This is a genomic window from Pelagovum pacificum, assembly GCF_016134045.1.
GTDB lineage: Bacteria > Pseudomonadota > Alphaproteobacteria > Rhodobacterales > Rhodobacteraceae > Oceanicola > Oceanicola pacificus_A.
Window position 1 is genome coordinate 356,029 of sequence record NZ_CP065915.1, and the last position, 23,173, is coordinate 379,201.

A 23,173-nucleotide genomic window follows, 5' to 3' on the forward strand; every position below is an offset into this window, starting at 1 on the left:
GTCCGGACTGGCGGCGCGTTCCTGACCAGAGAGCGCCAATGGCATCAGCAGCAGAGCAAATGGCTTCCAACATGAGCTGGGGGGCCTTCGGAAAGGCCACCGAGCTCCGGCAGCGGATTTTCTTCACCCTCGGACTCCTGATCGTATACCGGCTCGGGACCTATATTCCCGTTCCCGGTATCGACGGCGGTGCGCTGCGACAGTTCATGGAAGACGCGGCCTCGGGCCTCGGCGGCATCCTGTCGATGTTCACCGGCGGCGCGCTCAGCCGGATGGGCATCTTCGCCCTCGGCATCATGCCCTACATCTCCGCCTCCATCATCGTGCAGCTGCTCGGGTCGATGTACGAACCCTGGAAGCAGCTGAAGAAGGAAGGCGAGCAGGGCCGCAAGAAGCTCAACCAATATACCCGCTACGGCACCGTGCTGCTGGCGACGTTCCAGGCCTACGGGCTGGCCGTCTCTCTCGAGGCGGGTGATTTCGCGTCCGATCCCGGCCTGTTCTTCCGTGCGTCGACCGTCATCACGCTGGTTGGCGGGACGATGTTCCTGATGTGGCTGGGTGAACAGATCACCAGCCGCGGCATCGGCAACGGCATCTCGCTTATCATCTTCGTCGGCATCATCGCCGAGATCCCGACCGCGCTCGCCCAGTTCCTGAGCCAGGGTCGTGCCGGCGCGATCAGCCCGGCCGTTATCATCGGCGTGATCCTGATGGTCGTCGCGGTGCTGACCTTCGTGGTCTTCATGGAGCGTGCGCTCCGAAAGATTCACATTCAGTACCCGCGTCGTCAGGTTGGCATGAAGGTCTATGACGGCGGCTCCAGCCACCTGCCGATCAAGGTGAACCCGGCGGGCGTCATCCCGGCGATCTTCGCCTCCGCGCTGCTGTTGCTTCCGACGACGATCTCGACCTTCTCGGAATCGGACACGGGCCCGGTGATGTCGACGCTGCTGGCCTACTTCGGGCCGGGGCAGCCGCTCTACCTGGTGTTCTTCGCCGCGATGATCGTGTTCTTCACGTTCTTCTACACGAAGGAAGTCAGCTTCAAGGTCGACGACGTCGCCGACAACCTGAAGAACCAGAACGGCTTCGTTCCGGGCATCCGGCCTGGCAAGCGCACTGCGGAATACCTCGACTACGTCGTGACCCGCATTCTCGTGCTCGGCTCCGGCTACCTGACGCTCGTGGCGCTGCTGCCCGAGATCCTGCGCAGCCAGCTGGCCATCCCGTTCTACTTCGGCGGTACGTCGATCCTCATCATCGTGTCCGTCGGCATGGACACGATCCAGCAGGTGCAGAGCCACCTGCTTGCCCATCAGTACGAGGGCCTTATCGAGAAAAGCCAGCTGCGCGGACGTCGCAGCGGCTCCACAGGGAAGAAGCGAAAAGGACCTGCGCGTCGATGAACATCATTCTGCTGGGCCCCCCGGGGGCAGGGAAGGGGACCCAGGCACGGCGCCTGGTTGAAGAGCGGAACATGGTGCAGCTCTCCACGGGAGACATGCTGCGTGACGCCCGGACGTCGGGTACCGAGATGGGCAAGATCGTCGCCGATGTGATGGATCGCGGCGATCTCGTCACCGACGAGATCGTCATCGGCCTCATCCGCGAGAAGCTGACCGAAGGCGGCGCCACCGGCGGCTACATCTTCGACGGCTTCCCCCGCACGCTGCCGCAGGCCGACGCCTTGGCCAACCTGCTGTCCGAAATGAACGAGACGCTGGACGCCGTGATCGAGATGCAGGTGGATGACGAGGCGCTCGTCGCCCGCATCACCGCGCGCTCCACCTGCGGCAATTGCGGTGAGGTCTACAACGACGAGACCAAGCCGATCCCGTCCGACGGCAAGTGCCGGAAGTGCGGCCATACCGAATTCAAGCGTCGCGCTGACGACAATGCCGACAGCCTGAAAACCCGGCTTCTGGCATATTACAAGCAGACATCGCCCCTGATCGGCTACTACTATGCCAAGGGCGACCTGCAGACGATCGATGGTCTGGGGGAGATCGAGGACGTCGCAAAATCGCTGTCGGGCATCCTCGACGCCTGACGGTTCGAACTGGGGGGAGGATTCGGACCATGACGAAATTTCTATGGGGGGCCGCGCTCGCGGTCCTGCCGTTCTCTGCGCTTGCGCAGGACGATTCCGTTCTGGTCAGTGACCCGGACGCCTGCCAGTGGATGCAGGAAGTCCATCCCGAAGAATACATCATGCGCGTGGTCAGTCTGGGCAACGCCTACGCCCTGACCTCCATCGCGATGTCCGGTCCCGAGGTCGATTGCGTCTTTGATCGCGAACTGACCTTCGACTGGGCGAACTTCAACCGCCAGATCAGTGCCGGCTACTGCGTGTCGTCGGAGCATGTCAGCCCGACCGTCTTCGTGATCGAGACGGTGCCGGAACTGCCGGGCGAAGTCCGCATCTGGCAACAGGGCGTCGACGAGCCGGATGTCTTCTACACCTGCGAAGACTGAGTGCCGGTCGATCCGGATTGACCGGGCCATGACCGCCGGGTGAAGATGCCCTTGGGTAAGATCAGGAAAACTGCCATGCGTGCCAAGCTGCTGACCGCCGCCGTTGCCATCCTGCCGGGGCTTCCGCTTCTGGCTCAGGACATGGTTCTGGTCGACAATCTTCAGGCCTGCGAGGGCTGGGACCCCGACGCCGACAGCGCGATGATGGACCTGATCGGCGAGTACAACACGATCCTGCGCGCCGACGGCACCGATACGATCGAGTACGGCTGTACCTTCGAAGAGCCGGTCGAATTCGTCTGGCATGACGAACCGCAGGTCCGGACAGGCTACTGCATGGAGCCGGGGCCGTTCATCCATCCGACGGTCTTCGTCCTCGGGCTCTGGCCGGGCGAGGAAGACCGCGCCTACCTCTGGCAGAGCGATGCGTCCGGTCGCGGCGAACCCCATGTCTTCTACGTCTGCGATGGCGAATAGAAACCGCCTTGACAGGGGGGTTGACCCAAGAGGCGTTCACAACTAGTTAGCCCCATCCCGAAAGGGAGAATCATGGGACTACCGGGTCGCGCCCGGTCCTACCGATCACCTCAGAATGACATCGGCCCGCGTCCTTAATTGCGCGGGCTTGACGTTGTGAAAAAAGGGCCTGGCACGACGGGCTCGCAACGAAAGGACGCATACCTTGGCACGTATTGCCGGCGTGAACATCCCGACTGCAAAGCGGGTTCCGATCGCTCTCACCTACATCACCGGTATCGGCCCCTCCTCGGCGAAAGCCATCTGCGAGGCCACCAACATCGACCTTACGCGCCGCGTGAACGAGCTCTCCGACTCCGAAGTGCTCGCCATCCGTGAGCACATCGACGCGAACTACACCGTCGAAGGCGACCTGCGCCGTGAAGTGCAGATGAACATCAAGCGCCTGATGGACCTCGGCAGCTACCGCGGCCTGCGCCATCGTCGCAACCTCCCCGTGCGTGGTCAGCGGACCCACACGAACGCCCGCACCCGCAAAGGCCCCGCGAAGGCCATTGCCGGCAAGAAGAAATAAGGGAGGTCCGGACACATGGCACGCGATACCCGCCGCAACACCGGCAAGAAGAAGGTTTCCAAGAACATCGCCGCTGGCGTTGCTCACGTGAACTCTTCCTTCAACAACACCAAGATCCTGATCTCCGACGTCCAGGGCAACGCGATCGCGTGGTCCTCGGCCGGCACCATGGGCTTCAAGGGCTCGCGGAAGTCGACGCCGTTCGCCGCCCAGATGGCTGCCGAAGACGCCGGCAAGAAAGCCCAGGAGCATGGTGTAAAGACGCTCGAAGTCGAAGTTCAGGGCCCCGGCTCCGGTCGTGAGTCCGCGCTCCGTGCGCTGGCCGCCGCCGGCTTCAACATCACGTCCATCCGCGACGTGACGCCGATCGCTCACAACGGCTGCCGCCCGCCGAAGCGCCGCCGCGTCTGATCCGACGAGTTATTGGTGGGGCCCGCGATCCGCGCGGCCCCACTCCGCCTTTTTGAAACCTCGGGAGTCCGGACTCTTGGTCATGGAGACCGGACAAGAATGGAGGGACGCATGATCCACAAAAACTGGGCCGAGCTGATCAAACCGACCCAACTGGACGTCAAGCCCGGTAACGATCCCATGCGGCAGGCCACCGTGGTCGCCGAACCGCTCGAGCGTGGCTTCGGTCTGACGCTCGGCAACGCGCTGCGCCGCGTGCTGCTGTCCTCGCTCCAGGGCGCTGCCATCACCGCCGTTCAGATCGACAACGTCCTGCACGAGTTCTCGTCCGTCTCCGGTGTGCGCGAAGACGTGACCGACATCGTGCTGAACCTCAAGGGTGTGTCGATCCGTATGGATGTCGAGGGTCCGAAACGCCTGACCGTTCAGGCCAAGGGTCCGGGCGCCGTCACTGCTGCCGACATCTCCGAGACGGCCGGGATCGAGGTCCTCAACAAGGACCACGTGATCTGCCACCTCGACGAGGGCGCGGACCTCTACATGGAGCTGACGGTCAACACCGGCAAAGGTTACGTCGCGGCTGACAAGAACAAGCCGGAAGATGCGCCGATCGGCATGATCGCCATCGACGCGATCTACTCGCCGGTGAAGAAAGTCAGCTACGACGTGCAGCCGACCCGTGAGGGCCAGGTGCTCGACTACGACAAGCTGACGATGAAGCTCGAAACGGACGGCTCGCTGTCGCCGGACGATGCCGTGGCCTATGCCGCGCGGATCATCCAGGACCAGCTGTCGATCTTCGTGAACTTCGACGAGCCGGAATCGGCTACCTCGACCTCCGACGACGACGGGCTGGAATTCAACCCGCTGCTGCTGAAGAAGGTCGACGAGCTCGAACTTTCCGTGCGCTCGGCGAACTGCCTGAAGAACGACAACATCGTCTACATCGGCGACCTCATCCAGAAGACCGAAGCCGAGATGCTCCGCACCCCGAACTTCGGCCGCAAGTCGCTGAACGAGATCAAGGAAGTGCTGTCCGGTATGGGTCTGCACCTCGGCATGGATGTCGAGGACTGGCCGCCGGACAACATCGAAGACCTGGCCAAGAAGTTCGACGATCAGTTCTGATCGTCGGCGGGGTGCGCATCAAGCGCGCACCCTACGCGGCCGGCCCTCGGGTGTGCATGTAACACGCACCCATCGGTCCGGACTGCACCACCCGTAGGGTGCGCGCTCGATGCGCACCCCACACCAAAGACCCGGGCATTCCGCCCCAAGGAGAGTCGGTGACACGCATCGCCGGCCAGACAAAGCAAAACGCGATTAGGAGATAACCCATGCGTCACGCCCGCGGATACCGCCGCCTCAACCGTACCCATGAGCACCGCAAGGCGCTCTTCGCCAACATGTCGGGCTCGCTGATCGAGCACGAGCAGATCAAGACGACCCTGCCGAAAGCGAAAGAGCTGAAGCGCGTCATGGACAAGCTGATCACTCTCGCCAAGCGCGGTGACCTGCATGCGCGTCGCATCGCCGCCAGCGAGCTGAAGCAGGACATGCACGTCGCCAAGCTGTTCGACGTTCTCGGCCCGCGCTATGCGGAGCGGAACGGTGGCTACACCCGCGTCCTCAAGGCCGGCTTCCGCTACGGCGACATGGCCCCGATGGCGATCATCGAGCTGGTCGACCGCGACCTCGACGCGAAAGGCGCTGCCGACCGTGAGCGCCTCGCTTCCGAAGACGCGATGGCCGAAGAAGAATAATCCGGACCCCATTGTCCAGCGAAAGCCCCGCCAGACGGCGGGGCTTTTTCGTTTGCGGCTCCCCGCTTTCCCTGACCCAGCACAGGCCTTATCTCTGGCTCATGTCCGACCTGTTCGATCAGTCCCCAGGCACGCGCCCCGACCGCACCGGCGAGGCACCGAGACCGCTCGCCGACCGGTTGCGCCCGCAAACGCTCTCCGAGGTCATCGGGCAAGAGCAGATCCTCGGTCCCGACGCGCCGCTCTCGACGATGCTCGAATCCGGCGCCCTGTCGTCGCTGATCCTTTGGGGGCCGCCGGGCGTGGGCAAGACGACCATCGCGCGGCTGCTGGCCCACGAGACGGACCTGCATTTCGTCCAGATCAGCGCGATCTTCACCGGCGTTCAGGAGCTGCGGAAGGTCTTCGACGCCGCGCGGATGCGGCGCCAGAACGGGCAGGGGACCCTGCTGTTCGTCGACGAGATCCATCGCTTCAACAAGGCCCAGCAGGACGGCTTTCTGCCCCACATGGAGGACGGCACGATCCTCCTCGTCGGTGCAACGACGGAGAACCCGAGCTTCGAGCTGAACGCCGCCCTGCTGTCGCGTGCGCAGGTCATGGTGCTGAACCGCCTCGACCTCGCCCGGATGGAACTGCTCGCGCAACGCGCGGAGTCGGAGGTGGGCCGCAAGCTGCCCCTCGACCCCCGCGCCCGCGAGGCACTGCAGGAGATGGCCGACGGCGACGGTCGGGCGCTGCTGAACCTCATCGAACAGGTGATGGGCTGGAAGATCGAGGGCACGCTCGACGTCGCTGCGCTGAACAAGCGGCTGACCAAGCGGGCCACGCACTACGACAAGTCGGGTGAGGAACATTACAACCTCATCTCCGCGCTGCACAAATCCGTGCGCGGCTCCGATCCGGATGCCGCGCTCTACTGGTTCGCGCGGATGCTGGCAGGGGGCGAAGACCCGCGCTTCCTCGCGCGCCGGATCACCCGGATGGCGGTCGAGGACATCGGCCTTGCCGACCCGCAGGCCCAGACCCACTGCATCGATGCGTGGGAGACTTACGAGCGGCTCGGCTCACCGGAAGGGGAGCTCGCGCTGGCCAACGCTGTTGTCTACCTCGCCCTCGCGCCGAAATCGAACGCGGCCTATGTCGCCTACAAGGCGGCGATGGACGCCGCCCGCAAGTCGGGCTCGGAGCCGCCGCCGAAGATCATCCGCAACGCGCCGACCAAGTTGATGAAAGAGCAGGGTTACGGCGACGGCTACCAGTATGACCACGATGCCGAGGATGGTTTCTCGGGCCAGAACTACTTTCCCGACGGCATGAAACGAGGCGTCTACTACGTGCCGGTCGAGCGCGGGCACGAGCGCGAGCTGAAGAAGCGGCTCGACTATTTCAACAAGCTCCGGCTGCAGCGGAACGGCTGAGCCGGCCAAACTTGACATCGACCACACGAGGTCAGAGAGAGCGCAGATGTTGTCCACCACCCTCCAGGTCGCCCTCGGCGGCGCGATCGGCGCTTCGGCCCGCTACCTGTCGGGGGTCGGTATCGGACGATTGTTCGGGATCACGGGATTTCCGCTCGGCGTCATCGCGGTCAACGTGCTCGGCTCGTTCCTGATGGGCCTCTTCGCGGGGGCTCTGGCCCGCCGGGGCCTCGCCCATCTGAACCCTTTCCTGATGACCGGCGTCCTCGGCGGCTTCACGACGTTCTCGGCCTTTTCGCTCGAAGCGGTGACGCTGTACGAGCGCGGCGCGGTCGGGCAGGCAGCTGTCTACGTGATCGGCTCCGTCGTTCTGTCCATCGGGACCCTGATCCTTGGCCTCACCCTCGCGAGGAGCTTCGCATGAGCGGCGTCCAGACCATCACCGTAGGCCCGGACGAGGGCGACCAGCGCATCGACCGCTGGCTGCGCCGGCACTTTCCTCAGGTCACGCAGGGCCGGATCGAGAAGATGTGCCGCAAGGGAGAGCTGCGCGTCGACGGCGGGCGGGTGAAGAGCTCGACCCGTATCACCTCGGGCCAGCAGGTTCGGATACCCCCGCTGCCCGACACTGCGGACCCGACGCCCCGGCGCGAGACGATCAGCGATGCGGATGCGAAGATGATCCGCGATTGCGTGATCTACCGCGACGACCATGTCATCGCTCTGAACAAGCCACCGGGACTGCCGACGCAGGGCGGCAGCAAGCAGACGCGCCACGTGGATGGCCTCGCCGAGGCGCTGCGCTTCGACTACGACGACAAGCCGCGGCTGGTGCACCGGCTGGACAAGGACACCTCCGGGGTGCTGCTGCTGGCGCGCACGCATCGGGTGGCGCAGGAGCTGACAGCAGCGATCCGGCATCGCGCGACCCGCAAGATCTACTGGGCGCTCGTGGCCGGCGTGCCGACGCCCTATCTCGGCGAGATTCGCTTTGGCCTCATCAAGGCCCCGGGCCATGGCGCCGCCGGCGAGAATGAGAAGATGCGCGCGGTGCATCCCGACGACGTGCAGAAGACCGAGGGCGCGAAGCGGGCGCACACGCTCTATGCCACACTCTACCGCGTTGCAGGCCGTGCGTCCTGGGTCGCGATGGAGCCGATTACCGGACGCACGCACCAACTTCGCGCGCACATGGCCGCTATCGGACATCCGATCATCGGCGACGGAAAGTACGGCGGGTCCGGGCAGGAGAATCTCGGTGACGGCTGGGGCGCGCAACTTGGCGGCGTCATCAGCAAGAAACTTCATCTTCATGCCCATTCCATGACCTTCCAGCATCCGGTGACGAAAAAGTCGGTCACCGTCTCGGCGCAGCTGCCCGAACACATGGCGCACAGCTGGGAGACGTTCGGCTGGACCGAGGATCTCGCTGCCGACGACCCGTTCGAATCCCTCTAGGAGACGACCATGAGTGAGTGGAAAGCGAAGCGGTTCTGGAAAGAAACGGCCGTAATGGAGGCGGAGGGTGGCTATTCCATCGCGCTGGACGGTCGTCCGGTCCGCACGCCGTCGAAGGCCATGCTCACCATGCCGACCCGCGCGATGGCAGAGGCTGCGGCACGTGAATGGGACGCGCAGACGGACGTTATCGACCCGCGCACCATGCCGGTCACGCGAGCCGTGAACACCGCGATCGACCGCGTCGTCCCGGAGTTCGAGGCCGTGGCCGAAATCATCTCGGAATACGGCGCGACGGACCTTCTATGCTACCGCGCAGACGCGCCGGACGAGCTGGTGCAACGCCAGTCCGATCAATGGGATCCGCTGCTGGACTGGGCTGACGAGGCGCTTGGCGCGCGGCTGAAACCGGTCGAAGGCGTCATGCACGTCGAGCAGGACCGTGCCGCGCTCGAGAGACTCGCGGAACAAGTCCGGGCACTCGATGCCTATAGATTAACCGCATTCCACGATCTCGTCTCGCTTTCAGGGTCGCTGATCCTCGGCTTCGCGGTGACGGAGAAGGCCCGTTCGCCCGACGAGGCATGGCAGATCAGCCGGATCGACGAGAACTGGCAACTGGAACAATGGGGTGACGATGAGGAAGCCGCCGCGATGGCCGAAGCAAAACGGCTGACATTCCTGGACGCGGCACGCTTCTTCCAGCTTTCAGAGACTGACTAATCGGTCAATCAATCGGCCTAGTTTGCCGAAGAAATGAGCAGTCGTCACGGTAGGCAGCAAAGGAAGCCTTGACCTATCTGCTCTATTTCGACCACCTTTACCCCGTTGAGAGGTGGCACCTCTCAGGACTCGCGCGCTCTTCGGAGCGGCGATCACCAAGCCCCAACGGCAAGAGGGGCACAGACAGGAAGAGGTAATCAATGAAGAAATCTGTATTTCTCGGCGCACTGACCGTGGCCGGCCTTTGCGCCGGTGCGTCTGCTGCGGCGACGCTGGACGATGTGACGGCCCGTGGCACGCTGAACTGCGGTGTTACGACCGGCCTCGTCGGCTTTGCCGCGCCTGACGCGAACGGCGTCTGGGAAGGTTTCGACGTCGGCGTCTGCCGCGCTGTCGCCGCCGCCGTCCTTGGCGACCCGACCGCTGTCGAATTCGTCCCGACGACGGGTCAGACCCGTTTCACCGCCCTCGCTTCCGGCGAGATCGACATGCTGGCCCGGAACACCACCTGGACCTTCAGCCGTGACGTCGACCTGAAGTTCGAATTCACCGGCATCAACTACTACGACGGTCAGGGCTTCATGGTTCCGCGTGAGCTGGGCGTCGCCTCGGCCAAGGAACTCGACGGCGCGACGGTCTGCATCCAGACCGGCACCACGACCGAGCTGAACCTCGCGGACTTCTTCCGCGTGAACAACATCAACTACGAGCCGGTCCCGATCGAGACCAACGCCGAAGCCCAGCAGCAGTACCTTGCCGGTGCCTGCGACGTCTACACGACGGACGCTTCCGGTCTCGCCGCCACCCGCGCGACCTTCGAAGCTCCGGCCGACCACGTCATCCTGCCGGAGATCATCTCGAAAGAGCCGCTCGGCCCGCTCGTTCGCCACGGCGACAACGAATGGGGCGACATCGTTCGCTGGACGCTCAACGCGCTGATCGCTGCCGAAGAACTCGGCGTGACTTCGGCCAACGTCGAGCAACTGGCCACCGAAGGCACCGACAACCCGGAGATCAACCGTCTCCTGGGCACCGAAGGTGAACTCGGCGCGATGTTCGGCCTCGACGCCGACTGGGCTGTGCAGGCCATCATGGCCGGCGGCAACTACGGTGAACTGTTCGAACAGAACATCGGCGAATCCACTCCGATCGGTCTGGCCCGTGGCCTGAACGCACAGTGGACCGAAGGCGGCCTCCTCTACAGCCCGCCGTTCCGGTAAGACCATCCGAAGGGCCCCGCGGAGAACCGCCGGGGCCCTTCTCCTTCATGACCAACGAAAGAGTTTCCGAGGAAGGGCGGACCTCAGCGAAGTCAATTCGCGAGGCATCCGGGGAAAGAAACGGAAACCGGGGGAAAAACGATGACGACGATTTCGGATCCGCCGGCCCGACAGGGGTTCCGGCCAAGCCAGCTCATCTACGACACGCGCTACCGATCTCTTACGATCCAGGTCGTCGCGATGATCCTGCTGATGCTGGCAGCGTCCTGGCTGGTGTCGAACACCATCCAGAACCTTGAATCGCTGGGCAAGGACTTTGACTTCGGGTTCCTCGGCCAGTCCGCGGGCTACGATATCAACCAGCGGCTCATACCTTACGAGAACCAGGACACGCATGGACGTGCCGCGCTCGTCGGCATCCTGAACACCATCCTCGTCGCGTTCATGGGATGTGCGCTCGCGACGGTTCTCGGCGTGATCGCGGGCGTTCTGCGCCTCTCGAGCAACTGGGTCGTCTCGCGGCTCATCTCGGTCTACGTCGAAGGCTTCCGCAACGTGCCGCTGCTGCTGTGGATCATCCTGATCTTCGCGGTGGTGAACGAATCCATGCCGCACCCGAGGGACTTCGCCTCGACGTCGGACATGTTCCTGAACTCGATCGCAGTGACCCGACAGGGCACGTGGCTGCCCGCGCCGATCTTCGGCAACCTGTCGGGCATCCTGCTGATCGTCTTCCTGGCCTCGCTCGTCGCGATCTACGGGTTCCGCTACTGGGCTCGCAAACGGCAGGAAGCGACCGGGGAAATCCTGCCGGTCTTCCGCATCTCGCTCGCCCTCTTCATCCTGCCGACACTGATCGCCTACTTCATCCTCGGCATGCCGATTTCCCTCGACTATCCCGAGCCGGGCCGCTTCCGCTTCGAGGGCGGACTGCTCATCCGGAACTCGCTGATCGCGCTCTGGCTGGCCCTGTCGCTCTATACCGGCGCCTTCATCGCCGAGATCGTCCGCTCCGGCATCCTCTCCGTCTCCAAGGGACAGTCCGAGGCGAGCTTCGCGCTTGGCCTCCGGCCGAACCGGACGATGAACCTCGTCATCCTGCCGCAGGCGATGCGGGTGATCGTGCCGCCGCTGATCTCGCAATTCCTGAACCTGACCAAGAACTCGTCTCTGGCGATCGCGGTCGGCTACATGGATGTCCGCGCGACGCTCGGCGGGATCACCATCAACCAGACGGGGCGAGAGCTCGAGGGCATGCTGCTCCTCGGCCTGTTTTACCTCGTGCTGTCGCTGGTCATCTCGGGCGTGATGAACCTCTACAACAATCGCGTCAAACTGAAGGAGCGGTGATATGAGCGACACACACGCACAAACCGTTCCCTTCGTCCGCGAGAGCATGCTGGGAGAGCAGCCTCCGCCCATGGGCGAGACGGGCGCGATCAAGTGGGTTCGCGAGAACCTTCTGTCGGGACCGATGAACATCTTCCTGACGCTGGCCTCGATCCTCGTCGTCTACCTCGTGCTGTCGAGCCTGCTGCCGTGGTTCTACTATTCGGTCTGGGATGCGCGCTCGCTGTCGGAGTGCCGCGAAGTCTTCCTCGCCGTCGGGTCGCCCGGTGGTGGAGGGGCCTGCTGGGCCGTGCTGCAGGAACGCTGGGTCCAGCTGATCTACGGGTTCTATCCGTCCGACCTCTACTGGCGGCCGAACCTCGCGTTCATCCTGTTCTTCGTCGCGGTCGGGCCAGTGCTGTTTGCCGACCGGTTCCCGCCGCAGATGCTGCGTTTCACGGCGATCTACCCCTTCATAATGCCATGGATCCTCTGGGGCGGGGCCTTCTGGCTGCCGATCCTCGTGATTGCCGGCCTCGGTGTCGGCTACCTCGCGTGGATGCTCGCCAGCCGCTTCGGTGGGCCGATCCTCGGCGTAGTCGCGGGCATCGTGATTGCGGTGCTTTGGTGGCTGTTCGCGGTGCCGACGCTCAACAACGCGATCCATCAGACGGTGGCCAATGCCCGCATGGGCGCGATCATCGCCAACGCGGAGGAAACCCTCGAGGAGATACCGCCGCAGATCGCGGATCTGCGTGAGCAGCGCGGCGTGCTGATCGAGGAGGCCGACGAATGGGAGGCGATCAAGGCCGAATCCTTCGAGCCCATCCAGACCTCGGTTGCCGCAGCGCGTGAAACCGCTTTGGCGAACTATTGGGACGAACTCGGCGTCGATCCCGAAGGCGAAACTGCGATCCCGCCGTCCGCCCGGGAAGAGGCGGAGCATGTCGCGACCAACGCCGCGATCGTCGCAGCGCGCGCCGGCAGCCTCTCCGAGGACCGCACGGTCTTCCTCGAAGCCGTCGGCGAACTCACCGAACTGCGCAACCAGATCAGCGCGCTGAACTCCGAGATGAACCTGCTGGGCGAGGAACGGTCCGCCGCGTCCTCGATGCTGCAGAACATCAACCAGCTCGATGAGCGCGAAGACCGGATCGGTGTCCTTCAGGGGCAGGTTGCGGGTCTTCGCAACGACGTGCCCTCGGAGCTGCGTGAGTTCCAGGACACGCAGTACGTCCCCCCCGGTACGCCGGATGAGGACGTCGAGGCACTGGGAGCGTACCTGTCGGCGAACACGGAACTGGCCGGCCTGCACAACGCCGTCGACCAGACCTACAAGGAAGCCGGACGCATCGGGCTCGATCCCGTCAACAGCCGCGACTTCGGTGGGTTCATGCTGGCGCTGATCATCGGTCTCAGCGGGATCATCCTGTCGCTGCCGCTCGGCATCCTTCTGGCGCTCGGACGTCAGTCGGACCTGTTCATCATCAACAAGATCTCGGTGGTCTTCATCGAGACGATCCGTGGCGTGCCGCTGATCGTCTGGCTGTTCACCGCGCAGTTGCTGCTGAACTACTTCCTGCCGCCGGGCACCAACTTCGACTTGCTGCTGCGCGTCATCATCATGGTGACCCTGTTCGCTTCGGCCTACATCGCCGAGGTGGTCCGGGGTGGCCTCGCCGCGCTGCCGAAAGGCCAGTACGAGGCGGCGGATGCGCTTGGCCTCGACTATGGCCGGTCGATGCGACTGATCGTTCTTCCGCAGGCACTGAAGATCTCGATCCCGGGGATCGTGAACACCTTCATCGGCCTGTTCAAGGACACGACCCTGGTCGTGTTCATCGGTCTGCTCGATCCGATCGGCCTGTCGAACGCGATCCGCGCCTCGACCGAGTGGAACGGCATCTACTGGGAACTCTTCATCTTCATCGGCCTGCTGTTCTTCATCTGCTGCTACAGCATGGGCCGCTATTCCATGTCGCTCGAGCGCAAGCTCAGCCGCGGACACCGCTAAGGAGACTGACAATGACCGACGTTGCCATCGACGCACCGCGCACCGCCGATCCGAGCCTTATGAAGGTCTCCGACGAGGTCGCGATCGACATCTCGGGGATGAACAAGTGGTACGGCCAGTTCCACGTGCTCCGGGACATCAATCTGACCGTCTACCGGGGGGAGCGGATCGTCATCTGCGGCCCCTCGGGGTCGGGCAAATCGACGATGATCCGCTGCCTGAACCGGCTGGAAGAGCACCAGCAGGGCAAGATCGTGGTCGACGGGACGGAGCTGTCCTCCGACCTGAAGAACATCGACAAGATCCGCTCCGAGGTCGGGATGGTGTTCCAGCACTTCAACCTGTTCCCGCACCTCACGATCCTCGAAAACTGCACCCTCGCGCCGATCTGGGTTCGCAAGATCCCGAAGAAAGAGGCCGAGGAAACGGCGATGCACTACCTGACGAAGGTGAAGATCCCCGAGCAGGCCAACAAGTATCCCGGCCAGCTCTCGGGCGGTCAGCAGCAGCGTGTGGCTATCGCGCGCAGCCTCTGCATGCGCCCGCGCATCATGCTGTTCGATGAACCGACGTCCGCGCTCGACCCCGAGATGATCAAGGAGGTGCTCGACACCATGATCGAGCTCGCCGAAGAGGGGATGACGATGCTCTGTGTGACCCACGAGATGGGCTTCGCGCAGGCCGTGGCCAACCGGGTCATCTTCATGGACGCCGGTCAGATCGTCGAACAGAACGAGCCGCGGGAGTTCTTCAACAACCCGCAGTCCGAGCGGACCAAGCTGTTCCTCAGCCAGATCCTCGGGCACTGATCACGGGTAGGATGGGCCCTGGCCCATCCTACGCCGACGGCGGCGACGTCTCCGCGATCCGCGCCATGCCGGCAATCAGCGGTCTGGCCTTGGAGATCGCCGCCTGCACCTGTTCCAGATCCAGCGATGCCATGTGGGCATCCGGACTGTCCCAGACCTCCGTCACCCAGATCGTCACCGTGTCCGTGCTGTCCGCAGCCACGACGTAGCTGTGGCAGCCCGGCATGTCGCGGCTCCCGTCCACGAGGTGGCGCATCAACTCGTCCCGTGCGCCGTCGGTCGCCGTGAATTTTCCGATCAATCCGTACATTGCCCTCACTCCGATACCGACGGCTGCCGTAGTCTTCCGCATGAGACCACCATGAGGATACTGCACGAGATGAAGCTCCTTGGAATACGTTTCGCTCACGTCGCACCGGGGGAAGACGCCGACGGCATTGCCGATGCGCTGAAAGGGCTGGGGCTCGCCACGGCCGACTTCCCCGAGGCCGAAGGGATGCCCGGCGCCATCTTTCCGACCACCGACCAGTCGAGCTGGGTGGAGGTCTGGCACGCGGGGGAGGGGATGCCGCCCGGCACCATGCTTCAGCTGATCGTCGAGGACGCCGACGCGGCCGCCGCCACGGCGAAGCGAAGCGGCCTCAATCCGCAGGGCCCGATGGACGCGCATGGCGAGCGGATCTACTTCCTCGCGCTTCCCGGCGGGCTGCAGATGTCGTTCCAGTCGAAGCTCTGATCAATCCTCGAGGTCGCGCGGCACCACGAAATCGACCACGACGCCGGTGCCGCCCTGCACGTCTCTCCAGTGATCGACAGGAAAGTCGAACACGGTCGTCGCGCAGGTCGGATAATCGCGAAAGCGCGGATGATCCGGACCATCTTCGGCCAGCCAGCGGGCGAGTATCCCGATCCCCGGATTGTGGGCCAGCATCAGAACGCAATCGCCGGACGCCTGCTCCAGCACGGCGAACATGGTTTCCGGATCGGCGTGGTAGAGCGCGGGAATTGCCATTGCCTCTGGTGGATCGGACAATTCGGCAGCGATCCTTTCCCAGGTCTCAAGCGTGCGGGCGGAATCTGAACTCAGAACCTGATCCGGAACGATACCGGTCTCCGCCAGCCACGTGCCGATGGCGGTGGCGGAGGCGCGGCCCCGCTCGTTCAGAACGCGCGCGTGGTCGTCCGCCTCGGGATCGTCCCAAGCGGACTTGGCATGTCGAATGAGGATCAGGCGACGCGTCACTGGCGATACCAGCTGCGGGGCATCGAGCCCGGCCCGCCGTCCGGCTCGAACGCCATGCCGGCGTCAGTGCAGCCGTATATCCCGGACGCGCCGGCGAGGTATTCGTTGGCGCCTGTGAAGGGGACCTCCATGCGCGTCCCAAGGAAGTCCGCCGTGCCGACGAGCGAATAACTTTCGCCCTCCATCCAGTAGGAGTTGCCCGAGGTCTGGAATCGGCCTGTCAGCGCCCCCGTCACGCTGACCGTCATCGGCGGTGTGTTCGGGATGAGCGTGTCGAGTTCGAAGTTGCGGGGCTGCATCGTCGCCCGTCCGTCCGGAGCGACGGTCAGCACAATGTCACCGCGCGCCGTAACGTCCGTGGCGTTCATCGTACTGGCGTAGACTTCGGCGACGTCGAGCATGTCGGCCTTCCACGTTCCGACAAGACACGGGTCGAGATCGGCGAGGGCGGGGCCGGCGAACAGGGTGAGGGCGAGAATACGGACAGACATGGCAAGACCTTTGATGAATGGGATGAGCGACAGTAGCAATCGCCGCTTGCCGCGATAGTCAGGCTTTCCTCACCGGGCGGTGAAACGCCGACATGTGAAATGCCGATTGCTGCGGGTCCCGGAGGTCGGCCCCCACAGGGCAGGCACGCCGGACCAGGCAGCCGTTGTCGCGACAATCCCGGCCCTCGGGCCTATCCAGCCAGGACTTGCAGAGCGGCACGTCGTAGCTGCCCCCGGCGAAGGCGCCGACCGGGCAGGCGGTCGCACAGGGGCGGGAGCATTCCTCGCAAGGTGGTGCGGCCGGGGGGGTGTCGTCGAACGTCTCGGCCAGGCCGATCGCCCCGCGATAGGAGATGAAGAGGCCCGCGCTGTCGTGCACCAAAAGACCCACGGGGGAGGACCAGGCACGGCCCGACCGCAAGGCCCAGGCGATGAAAGGATGCCAGGGAGGGCCGCCGAAAGGGAAGACAGGCGTGCCGCCGACAGCTTCAGACAATTGTCCGATAACCCGGGCCGACCATCGGTCGAGCGGGTCGGCCTCCCCGTCGAGATACTCGGCGCTTTGCCGGAACAGCGTCCAGAAGCGAGGTTCATCCGGCGAGAGCAAGGCGAGGCTCTTCACCGTCGGTGGCAGGCCGTCTTCGGGGCGGATGGACAGGTGTCCGGAAACGAACAGCCCTTCGGCAGCCGCGCCGTCGGCGAGCGTCACGTCTCGCGCGGCTTCACCCGCGGTTCGGTCGAACGGATGATCGAGCCGGCACCATGGTCGGTGAACAGTTCCAGCAGGGTCGCGTTCGGCAGGCGCCCGTCAAGGATCACCACGGCGCGCACGCCGTCCTCGATCGCCTTCAGCGCGGTTTCGACTTTCGGGATCATGCCACCAGAGATCGAGCCGTCACCCACCATGCTGCGGACCTGGTCGGGGGTCAGCTGCGTGACGACCTCACCCTGCGCGTTCTTCACACCGGGCACATCGGTCAGCAGTAGCAGGCGGTCGGCCTCCAGCGCACCGGCGATGGCGCCGGCTGCCGTGTCGCCGTTCACGTTGAAGGTCTCGTTGGCGTCCATACCCGTCGCAACGGGGGCGATCACCGGGATGATGCCGGCGTCGAACAGGTCCTTTAGGACCTGCACGTTCATCTCGATCGGGCGACCGACGAAGCCGAGCTCGGGATCGTCCGCCTCGCAGACCATGAGGTCGTCGTCCTTGCCGGACAGGCCGACGGCGCGACCGCCCTCATCCATGATCGCCTGAACGATGCGCTTGTTGACGAGACCGGTGAGGACCATCTCCACGACTTCCACGATCTCTTTCGTGGTCTTGCGCTTGCCTCGCACGAACTCAGACTCGATGCCGAGCCGGCCGAGCAGATCGTTGATCATCGGCCCGCCGCCATGGACGACGACCGGGTTCATGCCGACCTGTCGCATCAGGACGATGTCGCGGGCGAACTCGGCCATTTCCTCGACCCCGCCCATGGCGTTGCCGCCGAACTTCACGACGACCACCGCGCCCGAGTAGCGCTGCATGTAGGGCAGCGCCTCGCTCAGTGTCCGCGCCGTCGCAATCCAGTCCCGGTCCATCGTCTGTGTCCTCATCGCCTGCATCCTTCAGGAGAGCCCGGCCACGATCGACCGGAGCGTCTCGATCCCATCGCCCTTTTCGGACGAGGTCAACACGATCTCCGGATAGGCGGCGGGATGGCGGGCGAGCGCCGCCCGCACCTGGTCCAGCACTTTCTCGCGGTCGGTGGCCTTAACCTTGTCGGCCTTCGTCAGGACGCACTGGAAGGTCACGGCGGCGCTGTCGAGCAGGCTCATGATCTCTTCGTCGACTTGCTTCACGCCATGACGGTGGTCGACGAGAACGAAGGCGCGACGCAGGGTCTGGCGCCCCTGCAGGTACTGCTTCAGCAGCGCCTGCCATTTCGCGACCACGGCGACAGGTGCATTGGCGAAACCGTAGCCCGGCAGGTCGACGAGGTAGCAGGCCTCGCCGATGGTGAAGTAGTTCACTTCCTGCGTCCGTCCGGGCGTGTTCGACGCCCGCGCCAGAGCCTTGCGGCCGGTCAGAGCGTTGATAAGCGTACTTTTCCCGACGTTGGAGCGGCCGGCGAAGCAGACCTCGACACGGTCGGCGGGGGGCAGACCGGACATGGCGACCACGCCCTTCAGGAACTCGACCTCACCGGCGAACATCTTGCGGCCGGCCTCCCGGGATTCATCGTCCGGGGTTTCGGCGAGGGGAAAGGGGAGGGACGTCATGCGAGCACCGCCGTATCGCCGAGCTTGAGAGTGCCGGGAGCCTTCACGACCACGCCGACGGTGAAATCCCTATGGCCGAACGTGTCGAGCACGTCGAGCGTGCGCACGTCGCGCTCTCCCGTCTCGGGGCTCGCGGCTGTCGACTGGCAGCGCCCGATCCGCTCGATCACCTCGACTTGGGACGTGCCAAGACGAAGGGATTTGCCGACCCACTCGAACTCTTCCCAGGGGGCGAGGCCGTCGAGCCAGACGTTGCAGCGAAAGCGATGCTCCGACAGGTCGGTGCCCGCGCGCTCGGACAGATCACGCAGGCTGGCGAGGTTGCCGACGGAGATCGTCGGTTCCTGTGCATCGGTCATACCACGCGCGCCGGAGCGGACGACCTTCACCGGCGCGGCACGGCCCTCCCCGACCAGCGGAGTAAGCCAGTCGATCAGCGTGGTCTCGTCCGCGACAGGATCCACCGTGATGGTCGGGCGGTCGGGGTGGCGCAGCTCGATCCGGTCGCCCACGCTCTTCGCTTCGACCGCCATGAGGGCCGGGGACGATGCGGCGCGGATGAAGTTCGGGCAGCGCGACCATTCACCGTCAACTGCGGTCCCCGCTTCGTGCAGGATGGCCCAAAGCCGATCGCCGGGGAACGTCTCCCCCGGCGACAGCGCGGCTTCGCTCACGGCTTCGCGTCCGACGGCCTTGATCGGATGCCGCCACAAGGACGCGATGGTCATCGTCATTTCTTGGCCGCGTCCGCCGGTTTGCCCCGGATATTGCCGAGGATGTCCGGTTTGTAGCCGTGGCTGCGCATGATGAGGTACTGCTGCAGGAACGTGATCGTGTTGTTGGTGATCCAGTAGAGCACCAGGCCGCTGGCGAAGCTGCCGAGCATGAACATGAAGACCCACGGCATCCACGCGAAGATCATCCGCTGCGTCGGGTCCGGCGGGGCCGGGTTCAGCTTCTGCTGCAGGAACATCGAGATCCCGAGCAGGATCGGCAGAATGCCGAGCGACACGATGAAGAAGATCGAGCCCGGATCCGGAGTGTCGTAGGGCAGCAGGCCGAACAGGTTCAGGATCGACGAGGGGTCGGGCGCGGACAGGTCGCGGATCCAGCCGATCCACGGCGCGTGACGCAGCTCCAGCGTGACGAAGATCACCTTGTAGAGCGAGAAGAAGATCGGGATCTGCAGCAGGATCGGGAGACAGCCCGAAGCCGGGTTCACCTTGTTCTTCTTGTAGAGCTCCATCATCCCCTGCTGGAGCTTCTGACGGTCGTCGCCGGCACGCTCCTTGAGCTTCTCCATCTCCGGCTGGAGCTCCTTCATCTTCGCCATGGAAGAGTAGGACTTGTAGGAGAGCGGGAAGAGTACACCCTTGATGATGACCGTCAGCAGGATGATCGACCAGCCCATGTTGCCGATCAGCTGGTTGAGGAAGTGCAGGACCGCGAAGATTGGCTTGGTCAGGAAGAAGAACCAGCCCCAGTCGATCGAGTCGATGAAACGGTCGATGCCGCTGGCCTGATAGTCGCGGATCGTCTCCCACTCTTTTGCACCGGCAAAGAGCAGGCTCTCGTTCGTCGCGGTCTGGCCCGGGGCGACTTCGACAGCGGGGAACACGCTTTCCGTCAGGAAGATGCCGTTTACCTCGCGCGCGACGGAGCGGAACGCCGTGCCGGGCGCGGGGATGAGGGTGGTCATCCAGTACTTGTCGGTGAAGCCGAGCCAGCCGTTCTCGGTCACCTCGATGCGGGACTCCTCGGCGATGACATCGGGAAGGTCGTCGTAGTCGATCTCTTCGAGCTCACCGTCGGACATCCGCACGACACCCTCGTGCAGGATGAAGAAGGGACGCGAATCCGGCTGACCGTGGCGGCGGACCTGGCCGTAGGGCTGGAGGCGGATCGTGTCTTCGGTGGTGTTCTCGACCGTCTGGTCGATGGTGAACATGTACTTGTCGTCGACGGAGATCGTCTTGCGGAAGATCAGGCCGTTGCCGTTGTCCCAGGACAGCGTGATCGGCTGGTCGGGCGTCAGCGTTTCGCCGTCCTCGATCTCCCAGACGGTGCTGTCACCGGGCACGTCGACGTCGCCCGCGCCGGAAAGCCAGCCGTGGACGGAATAGTAGGGCGTGTCGCCGCCGACGGGCGAGAGCAGCTCGACGAGGGGGGAGTCCGGGTCCAGCTCCTCGGTGTAATTCGAGAGGGAAAGGTCGTCGAACCGGCCGCCGAGCGTGTTGATCGAGCCGACGATGCTCGGCGTTTCGATCGCGATACGGGGGGCTTCGGGGGCCTCTTCGCTCGGCGCAGCGGGCTCGCCCGTACCGGATGCGGTGCCGGATGGGTCCAGACCGTCCTCGGTCGGCGGCGCGAGGTCGTCGCTGCCGGCATCGACCTGTTCGATCGGCTGACCATCGGAATCGGTTGCACCGGGCGCCTGCTCCGGCGGGGGGAAAACGAGGAACCAGACGAGGATCACCACGAAGCTGAGCGCCGTGGCGAGAAGAAGGTTCCGGTTCTGATCGTCCATCGAGACGCCCTTTATTTCTTGTGCGCGAGCCGTGCTGAGAGGGTAGGGCGGTTCAACAGACCGAGCGCCCAAAGGTCAAGGGGGTACGCGCCGTCTCGGCGAGGTGCGACATCACCTGCGCGTGCATGGGCGCACCGCGACGGCATGAGGCGGGTCTTCCTGCGCGGCAAATGGGGGACGTGGGCCTGTTCGGCGGCAACGAACGTCGGTTCGGTCCGCCCTGGTTAGCGACTCTCGCAAGGCGCTGGTTGATCGGGATCAGACTACGGCACTGTTATTTGCCGTGCGCGGAGGCTGCCTCGTGGGCGTCGGCCTTGGGGTCTCATGCAGACGGTTCGAATTGAGACCCTCGCCAGTCACTGCGATCCCCGGTCCGCTCGACCATAAGCCCTTAGCCCACGTCCCGCACGGTCTCTTCCCCGCTCGGCGGCCTCGTCCGCAGCCAGGTTGTCATGTCCTCCATCATCATCGGCCTGGTCAGAAGAAATCCCTGCATCTGAGCACAGCCGAGCCTTGCGAGCGCGCTTCGCTCCGCTTCCGTTTCCACGCCTTCCGCGAGCGTCACCAGGCCGAGGCGATCCGCCATGGTCAGGATCGCCTGCAACATCGGCTCCTGCTCCGGCTCGCGGTCGAGATCGCGCACGAAAGTCCGGTCGATCTTGATGCGCCGGATCGGCAGACGCCGCACGGTCGTGATGGAGCTGCTCCCGGTCCCGAAATCATCGAGGTCCAGCAGGCAACCCATGTCCGCAAGCCGCGCGAGGTTAAGCGAGACGCGCGGGTCCGACCCGTCGGTCATGACGGTTTCGAGCACTTCGACGGTCAGTCGGTCGGGCGAAAGACCCTCCGTCTCCAGCGCGCCGACGACACGCGCCGCGAGGGTCGGGTCCGACAATTCGGTGGTAGAGAGGTTCACCGCAACCGTCGGGACATGGAGGCCCTGCGCGTCCCACGTCCGAAGGGCCCGCAGCGCCTGCTCGAGAATCCGCTGGCCGAGGGCCGGCATCAGGCCCGACTCCTTCGCGGCCGGTAAAAAGCTGGCGGGCAGTGCGATTTCCTGATCGGAGGTCCGCCACCGGGCCAGTGCCTCTACTCCGGTAAGCCGGGCATCCTCCAGCGCGATCTGCGGCTGGAAGACGGCGACGATCCGGTCGGTTCGAAGTGCCTCCCTCAGGTCCTCGGCGAATCGGTAGCGCGCCGCGATCCGGTCGCGCAGCACCGGGCTGTACTGGACAAGCTGGCCGGGACCGGACTTGGCCGCACTGATCTGGGCGAGCGTCGCGCCTTGGAGCAGGGATGCTCCGGTTTCGCTTTCCGTGACGTCGGACCTCGCCGCTCCGATGGAGATCGCCGGTCGGAGGTCCACACCCGACACGCGGATCGGTTCCGTCAGGGCCGCGAGTAGCCGCTCGGCGAGCCGGGCGAGATCCTCGTCATTCAAGGGCGTGGTCGGCGAGAGGGCGAGGCCAAAGGTCGGTCCGTCCAGCCGCGCCCAGCAATCGACGCCACGCACCGCGCTCGAGAAGCGCCTGCTGACCGCGTCGAGCAATTGGTCGACGCCAATCCGCCCGAACCGTTCCTGTAGCGACTTGAATTCATCAAGCTCCACCACGAGCGCGGCGGTCACGAGCCCCTCCGCCCGCGCGCGTGCGAGCGCGAGGTCCAGTGACCGCTCCAGCGTGTCGCGGCGCACGAGGCCGGTCACGTTGTCCGTGTCCGCTGCGGCGGTATCGCGATGCGAGCCATAAATGCCGACCGCCAGTACCGCCGGCAGAAGAAACGCCGCGATAAGAAAGCCGGGTTGTTCAAAGACAAGCCAGCCCGCCACCGCAACAAGAGGTGCGATCGCGAGGGCGCGGGCCCGCAGAGGTGCGGGGCTGCCACGTATGCCGATCCGGCCAACTATTCGGTCGATAAGGCGCATTGAGTCCCCGCACAGCTCCCTCGGACCATAAGGCTCCGAGGTGAGT

The 23,173-nt window shown here is 64.6% G+C and carries 25 protein-coding genes and 1 pseudogene; 17 read left to right on the plus strand and 9 right to left on the minus strand.

All coding sequences use genetic code 11. The features are described 5' to 3' along the window. Positions 1-38 precede the first annotated feature (38 nt). From secY to I8N54_RS01955, 16 genes and pseudogenes are all read left to right on the plus strand, one after another. The gene (gene secY / locus I8N54_RS01880; protein ID WP_140194203.1) at positions 39-1,409 is read left to right on the plus strand and encodes a preprotein translocase subunit SecY; all 1,371 of its coding nucleotides are present in this window, start codon (positions 39-41) and stop codon (positions 1,407-1,409) included. Beyond that, entirely contained in the window at positions 1,406-2,053 is a 648-nt protein-coding gene (locus I8N54_RS01885) for an adenylate kinase (RefSeq protein ID WP_140194202.1), read from the plus strand. Before secY ends, I8N54_RS01885 begins: the two co-directional genes overlap by 4 nt. Positions 2,054-2,082: 29 nt before the next feature. After that, complete coding sequence (locus I8N54_RS01890; protein WP_140194201.1) at positions 2,083-2,478, plus strand: hypothetical protein; 396 nt, start codon at positions 2,083-2,085, stop codon at positions 2,476-2,478. A 75-nt stretch (positions 2,479-2,553) separates the two neighbouring features. Continuing rightward, a complete protein-coding gene (locus I8N54_RS01895) occupies positions 2,554-2,955 on the plus strand; it encodes a hypothetical protein (RefSeq protein WP_140194200.1) in 402 nt (133 codons plus the stop codon). Positions 2,956-3,160: 205 nt separating this feature from the next. Beyond that, positions 3,161-3,529, plus strand: a complete 369-nt coding sequence (gene rpsM, locus I8N54_RS01900) for a 30S ribosomal protein S13 (RefSeq protein WP_140194199.1) — start codon at positions 3,161-3,163, stop codon at positions 3,527-3,529. A 15-nt stretch (positions 3,530-3,544) separates the two neighbouring features. Beyond that, the gene (gene rpsK, locus I8N54_RS01905) at positions 3,545-3,940 is read left to right on the plus strand and encodes a 30S ribosomal protein S11 (RefSeq protein WP_140194198.1); all 396 of its coding nucleotides are present in this window, start codon (positions 3,545-3,547) and stop codon (positions 3,938-3,940) included. 111 nt (positions 3,941-4,051) lie between these two features. After that, entirely contained in the window at positions 4,052-5,068 is a 1,017-nt protein-coding gene (locus tag I8N54_RS01910; RefSeq protein WP_197097536.1) for a DNA-directed RNA polymerase subunit alpha, read from the plus strand. A gap of 209 nt (positions 5,069-5,277) precedes the next feature. Then, complete coding sequence (rplQ, locus tag I8N54_RS01915) at positions 5,278-5,703, plus strand: 50S ribosomal protein L17 (RefSeq protein ID WP_140194196.1); 426 nt, start codon at positions 5,278-5,280, stop codon at positions 5,701-5,703. A 101-nt stretch (positions 5,704-5,804) separates the two neighbouring features. Continuing rightward, a complete protein-coding gene (locus I8N54_RS01920; RefSeq protein ID WP_140194195.1) occupies positions 5,805-7,124 on the plus strand; it encodes a replication-associated recombination protein A in 1,320 nt (439 codons plus the stop codon). A gap of 46 nt (positions 7,125-7,170) precedes the next feature. After that, the gene (gene crcB / locus I8N54_RS01925) at positions 7,171-7,548 is read left to right on the plus strand and encodes a fluoride efflux transporter CrcB (protein ID WP_140194194.1); all 378 of its coding nucleotides are present in this window, start codon (positions 7,171-7,173) and stop codon (positions 7,546-7,548) included. After that, a complete protein-coding gene (locus tag I8N54_RS01930) occupies positions 7,545-8,582 on the plus strand; it encodes an RluA family pseudouridine synthase (protein ID WP_140194193.1) in 1,038 nt (345 codons plus the stop codon). The genes crcB and I8N54_RS01930 overlap by 4 nt, the downstream gene beginning before the upstream one ends. Before the next feature lie 9 nt (positions 8,583-8,591). After that, complete coding sequence (locus tag I8N54_RS01935) at positions 8,592-9,305, plus strand: ATP12 family chaperone protein (RefSeq protein ID WP_140194192.1); 714 nt, start codon at positions 8,592-8,594, stop codon at positions 9,303-9,305. 200 nt (positions 9,306-9,505) lie between these two features. Then, the gene (locus I8N54_RS01940; RefSeq protein ID WP_140194191.1) at positions 9,506-10,525 is read left to right on the plus strand and encodes an amino acid ABC transporter substrate-binding protein; all 1,020 of its coding nucleotides are present in this window, start codon (positions 9,506-9,508) and stop codon (positions 10,523-10,525) included. A gap of 141 nt (positions 10,526-10,666) precedes the next feature. Further along, on the plus strand, positions 10,667-11,875 hold the full coding sequence (locus tag I8N54_RS01945) for an amino acid ABC transporter permease (protein ID WP_140194190.1): 1,209 nt from the start codon (positions 10,667-10,669) through the stop codon (positions 11,873-11,875). A gap of 1,336 nt (positions 11,876-13,211) precedes the next feature. Further along, positions 13,212-13,868: pseudogene (locus I8N54_RS20110) on the plus strand (amino acid ABC transporter permease); the annotation flags it as partial. Positions 13,869-13,879: 11 nt separating this feature from the next. Further along, complete coding sequence (locus I8N54_RS01955; protein WP_140194188.1) at positions 13,880-14,677, plus strand: amino acid ABC transporter ATP-binding protein; 798 nt, start codon at positions 13,880-13,882, stop codon at positions 14,675-14,677. A gap of 28 nt (positions 14,678-14,705) precedes the next feature. Here I8N54_RS01955 and I8N54_RS01960 read toward each other — a convergent pair whose 3' ends face one another. Further along, the gene (locus I8N54_RS01960; protein ID WP_140194187.1) at positions 14,706-14,987 is read right to left on the minus strand and encodes a putative quinol monooxygenase; all 282 of its coding nucleotides are present in this window, start codon (positions 14,985-14,987) and stop codon (positions 14,706-14,708) included. A gap of 51 nt (positions 14,988-15,038) precedes the next feature. Here I8N54_RS01960 and I8N54_RS01965 point away from each other — a divergent pair, with 51 nt between their 5' ends. Further along, a complete protein-coding gene (locus I8N54_RS01965; RefSeq protein ID WP_140194186.1) occupies positions 15,039-15,413 on the plus strand; it encodes a hypothetical protein in 375 nt (124 codons plus the stop codon). On the opposite strand, the gene I8N54_RS01970 is transcribed toward I8N54_RS01965, so the two are convergent. From I8N54_RS01970 to I8N54_RS02005, 8 genes are all read right to left on the minus strand, one after another. After that, a complete protein-coding gene (locus tag I8N54_RS01970) occupies positions 15,414-15,920 on the minus strand; it encodes a SixA phosphatase family protein (RefSeq protein WP_140194185.1) in 507 nt (168 codons plus the stop codon). Continuing rightward, positions 15,917-16,411: a hypothetical protein gene (locus I8N54_RS01975; protein WP_140194184.1), complete on the minus strand. Its 495-nt coding sequence runs from the start codon at positions 16,409-16,411 to the stop codon at positions 15,917-15,919. Before I8N54_RS01975 ends, I8N54_RS01970 begins: the two co-directional genes overlap by 4 nt. Before the next feature lie 58 nt (positions 16,412-16,469). Further along, the gene (locus tag I8N54_RS01980; protein ID WP_140194183.1) at positions 16,470-17,120 is read right to left on the minus strand and encodes a ferredoxin; all 651 of its coding nucleotides are present in this window, start codon (positions 17,118-17,120) and stop codon (positions 16,470-16,472) included. Continuing rightward, positions 17,117-18,010: an acetylglutamate kinase gene (gene argB / locus I8N54_RS01985; protein ID WP_140194182.1), complete on the minus strand. Its 894-nt coding sequence runs from the start codon at positions 18,008-18,010 to the stop codon at positions 17,117-17,119. Before argB ends, I8N54_RS01980 begins: the two co-directional genes overlap by 4 nt. A 12-nt stretch (positions 18,011-18,022) precedes the next feature. After that, complete coding sequence (gene yihA, locus I8N54_RS01990) at positions 18,023-18,676, minus strand: ribosome biogenesis GTP-binding protein YihA/YsxC (protein ID WP_140194181.1); 654 nt, start codon at positions 18,674-18,676, stop codon at positions 18,023-18,025. Further along, entirely contained in the window at positions 18,673-19,404 is a 732-nt protein-coding gene (locus I8N54_RS01995) for an MOSC domain-containing protein (RefSeq protein ID WP_231592535.1), read from the minus strand. Before I8N54_RS01995 ends, yihA begins: the two co-directional genes overlap by 4 nt. 2 nt (positions 19,405-19,406) lie before the next feature. Continuing rightward, a complete protein-coding gene (gene yidC / locus I8N54_RS02000) occupies positions 19,407-21,203 on the minus strand; it encodes a membrane protein insertase YidC (protein ID WP_140194179.1) in 1,797 nt (598 codons plus the stop codon). Between the two features lie 391 nt (positions 21,204-21,594). Continuing rightward, positions 21,595-23,127 (minus strand): putative bifunctional diguanylate cyclase/phosphodiesterase, encoded by a 1,533-nt coding sequence (locus I8N54_RS02005; protein WP_197097535.1) that lies wholly within the window; start codon positions 23,125-23,127, stop codon positions 21,595-21,597. Positions 23,128-23,173: the final 46 nt, after the last annotated feature.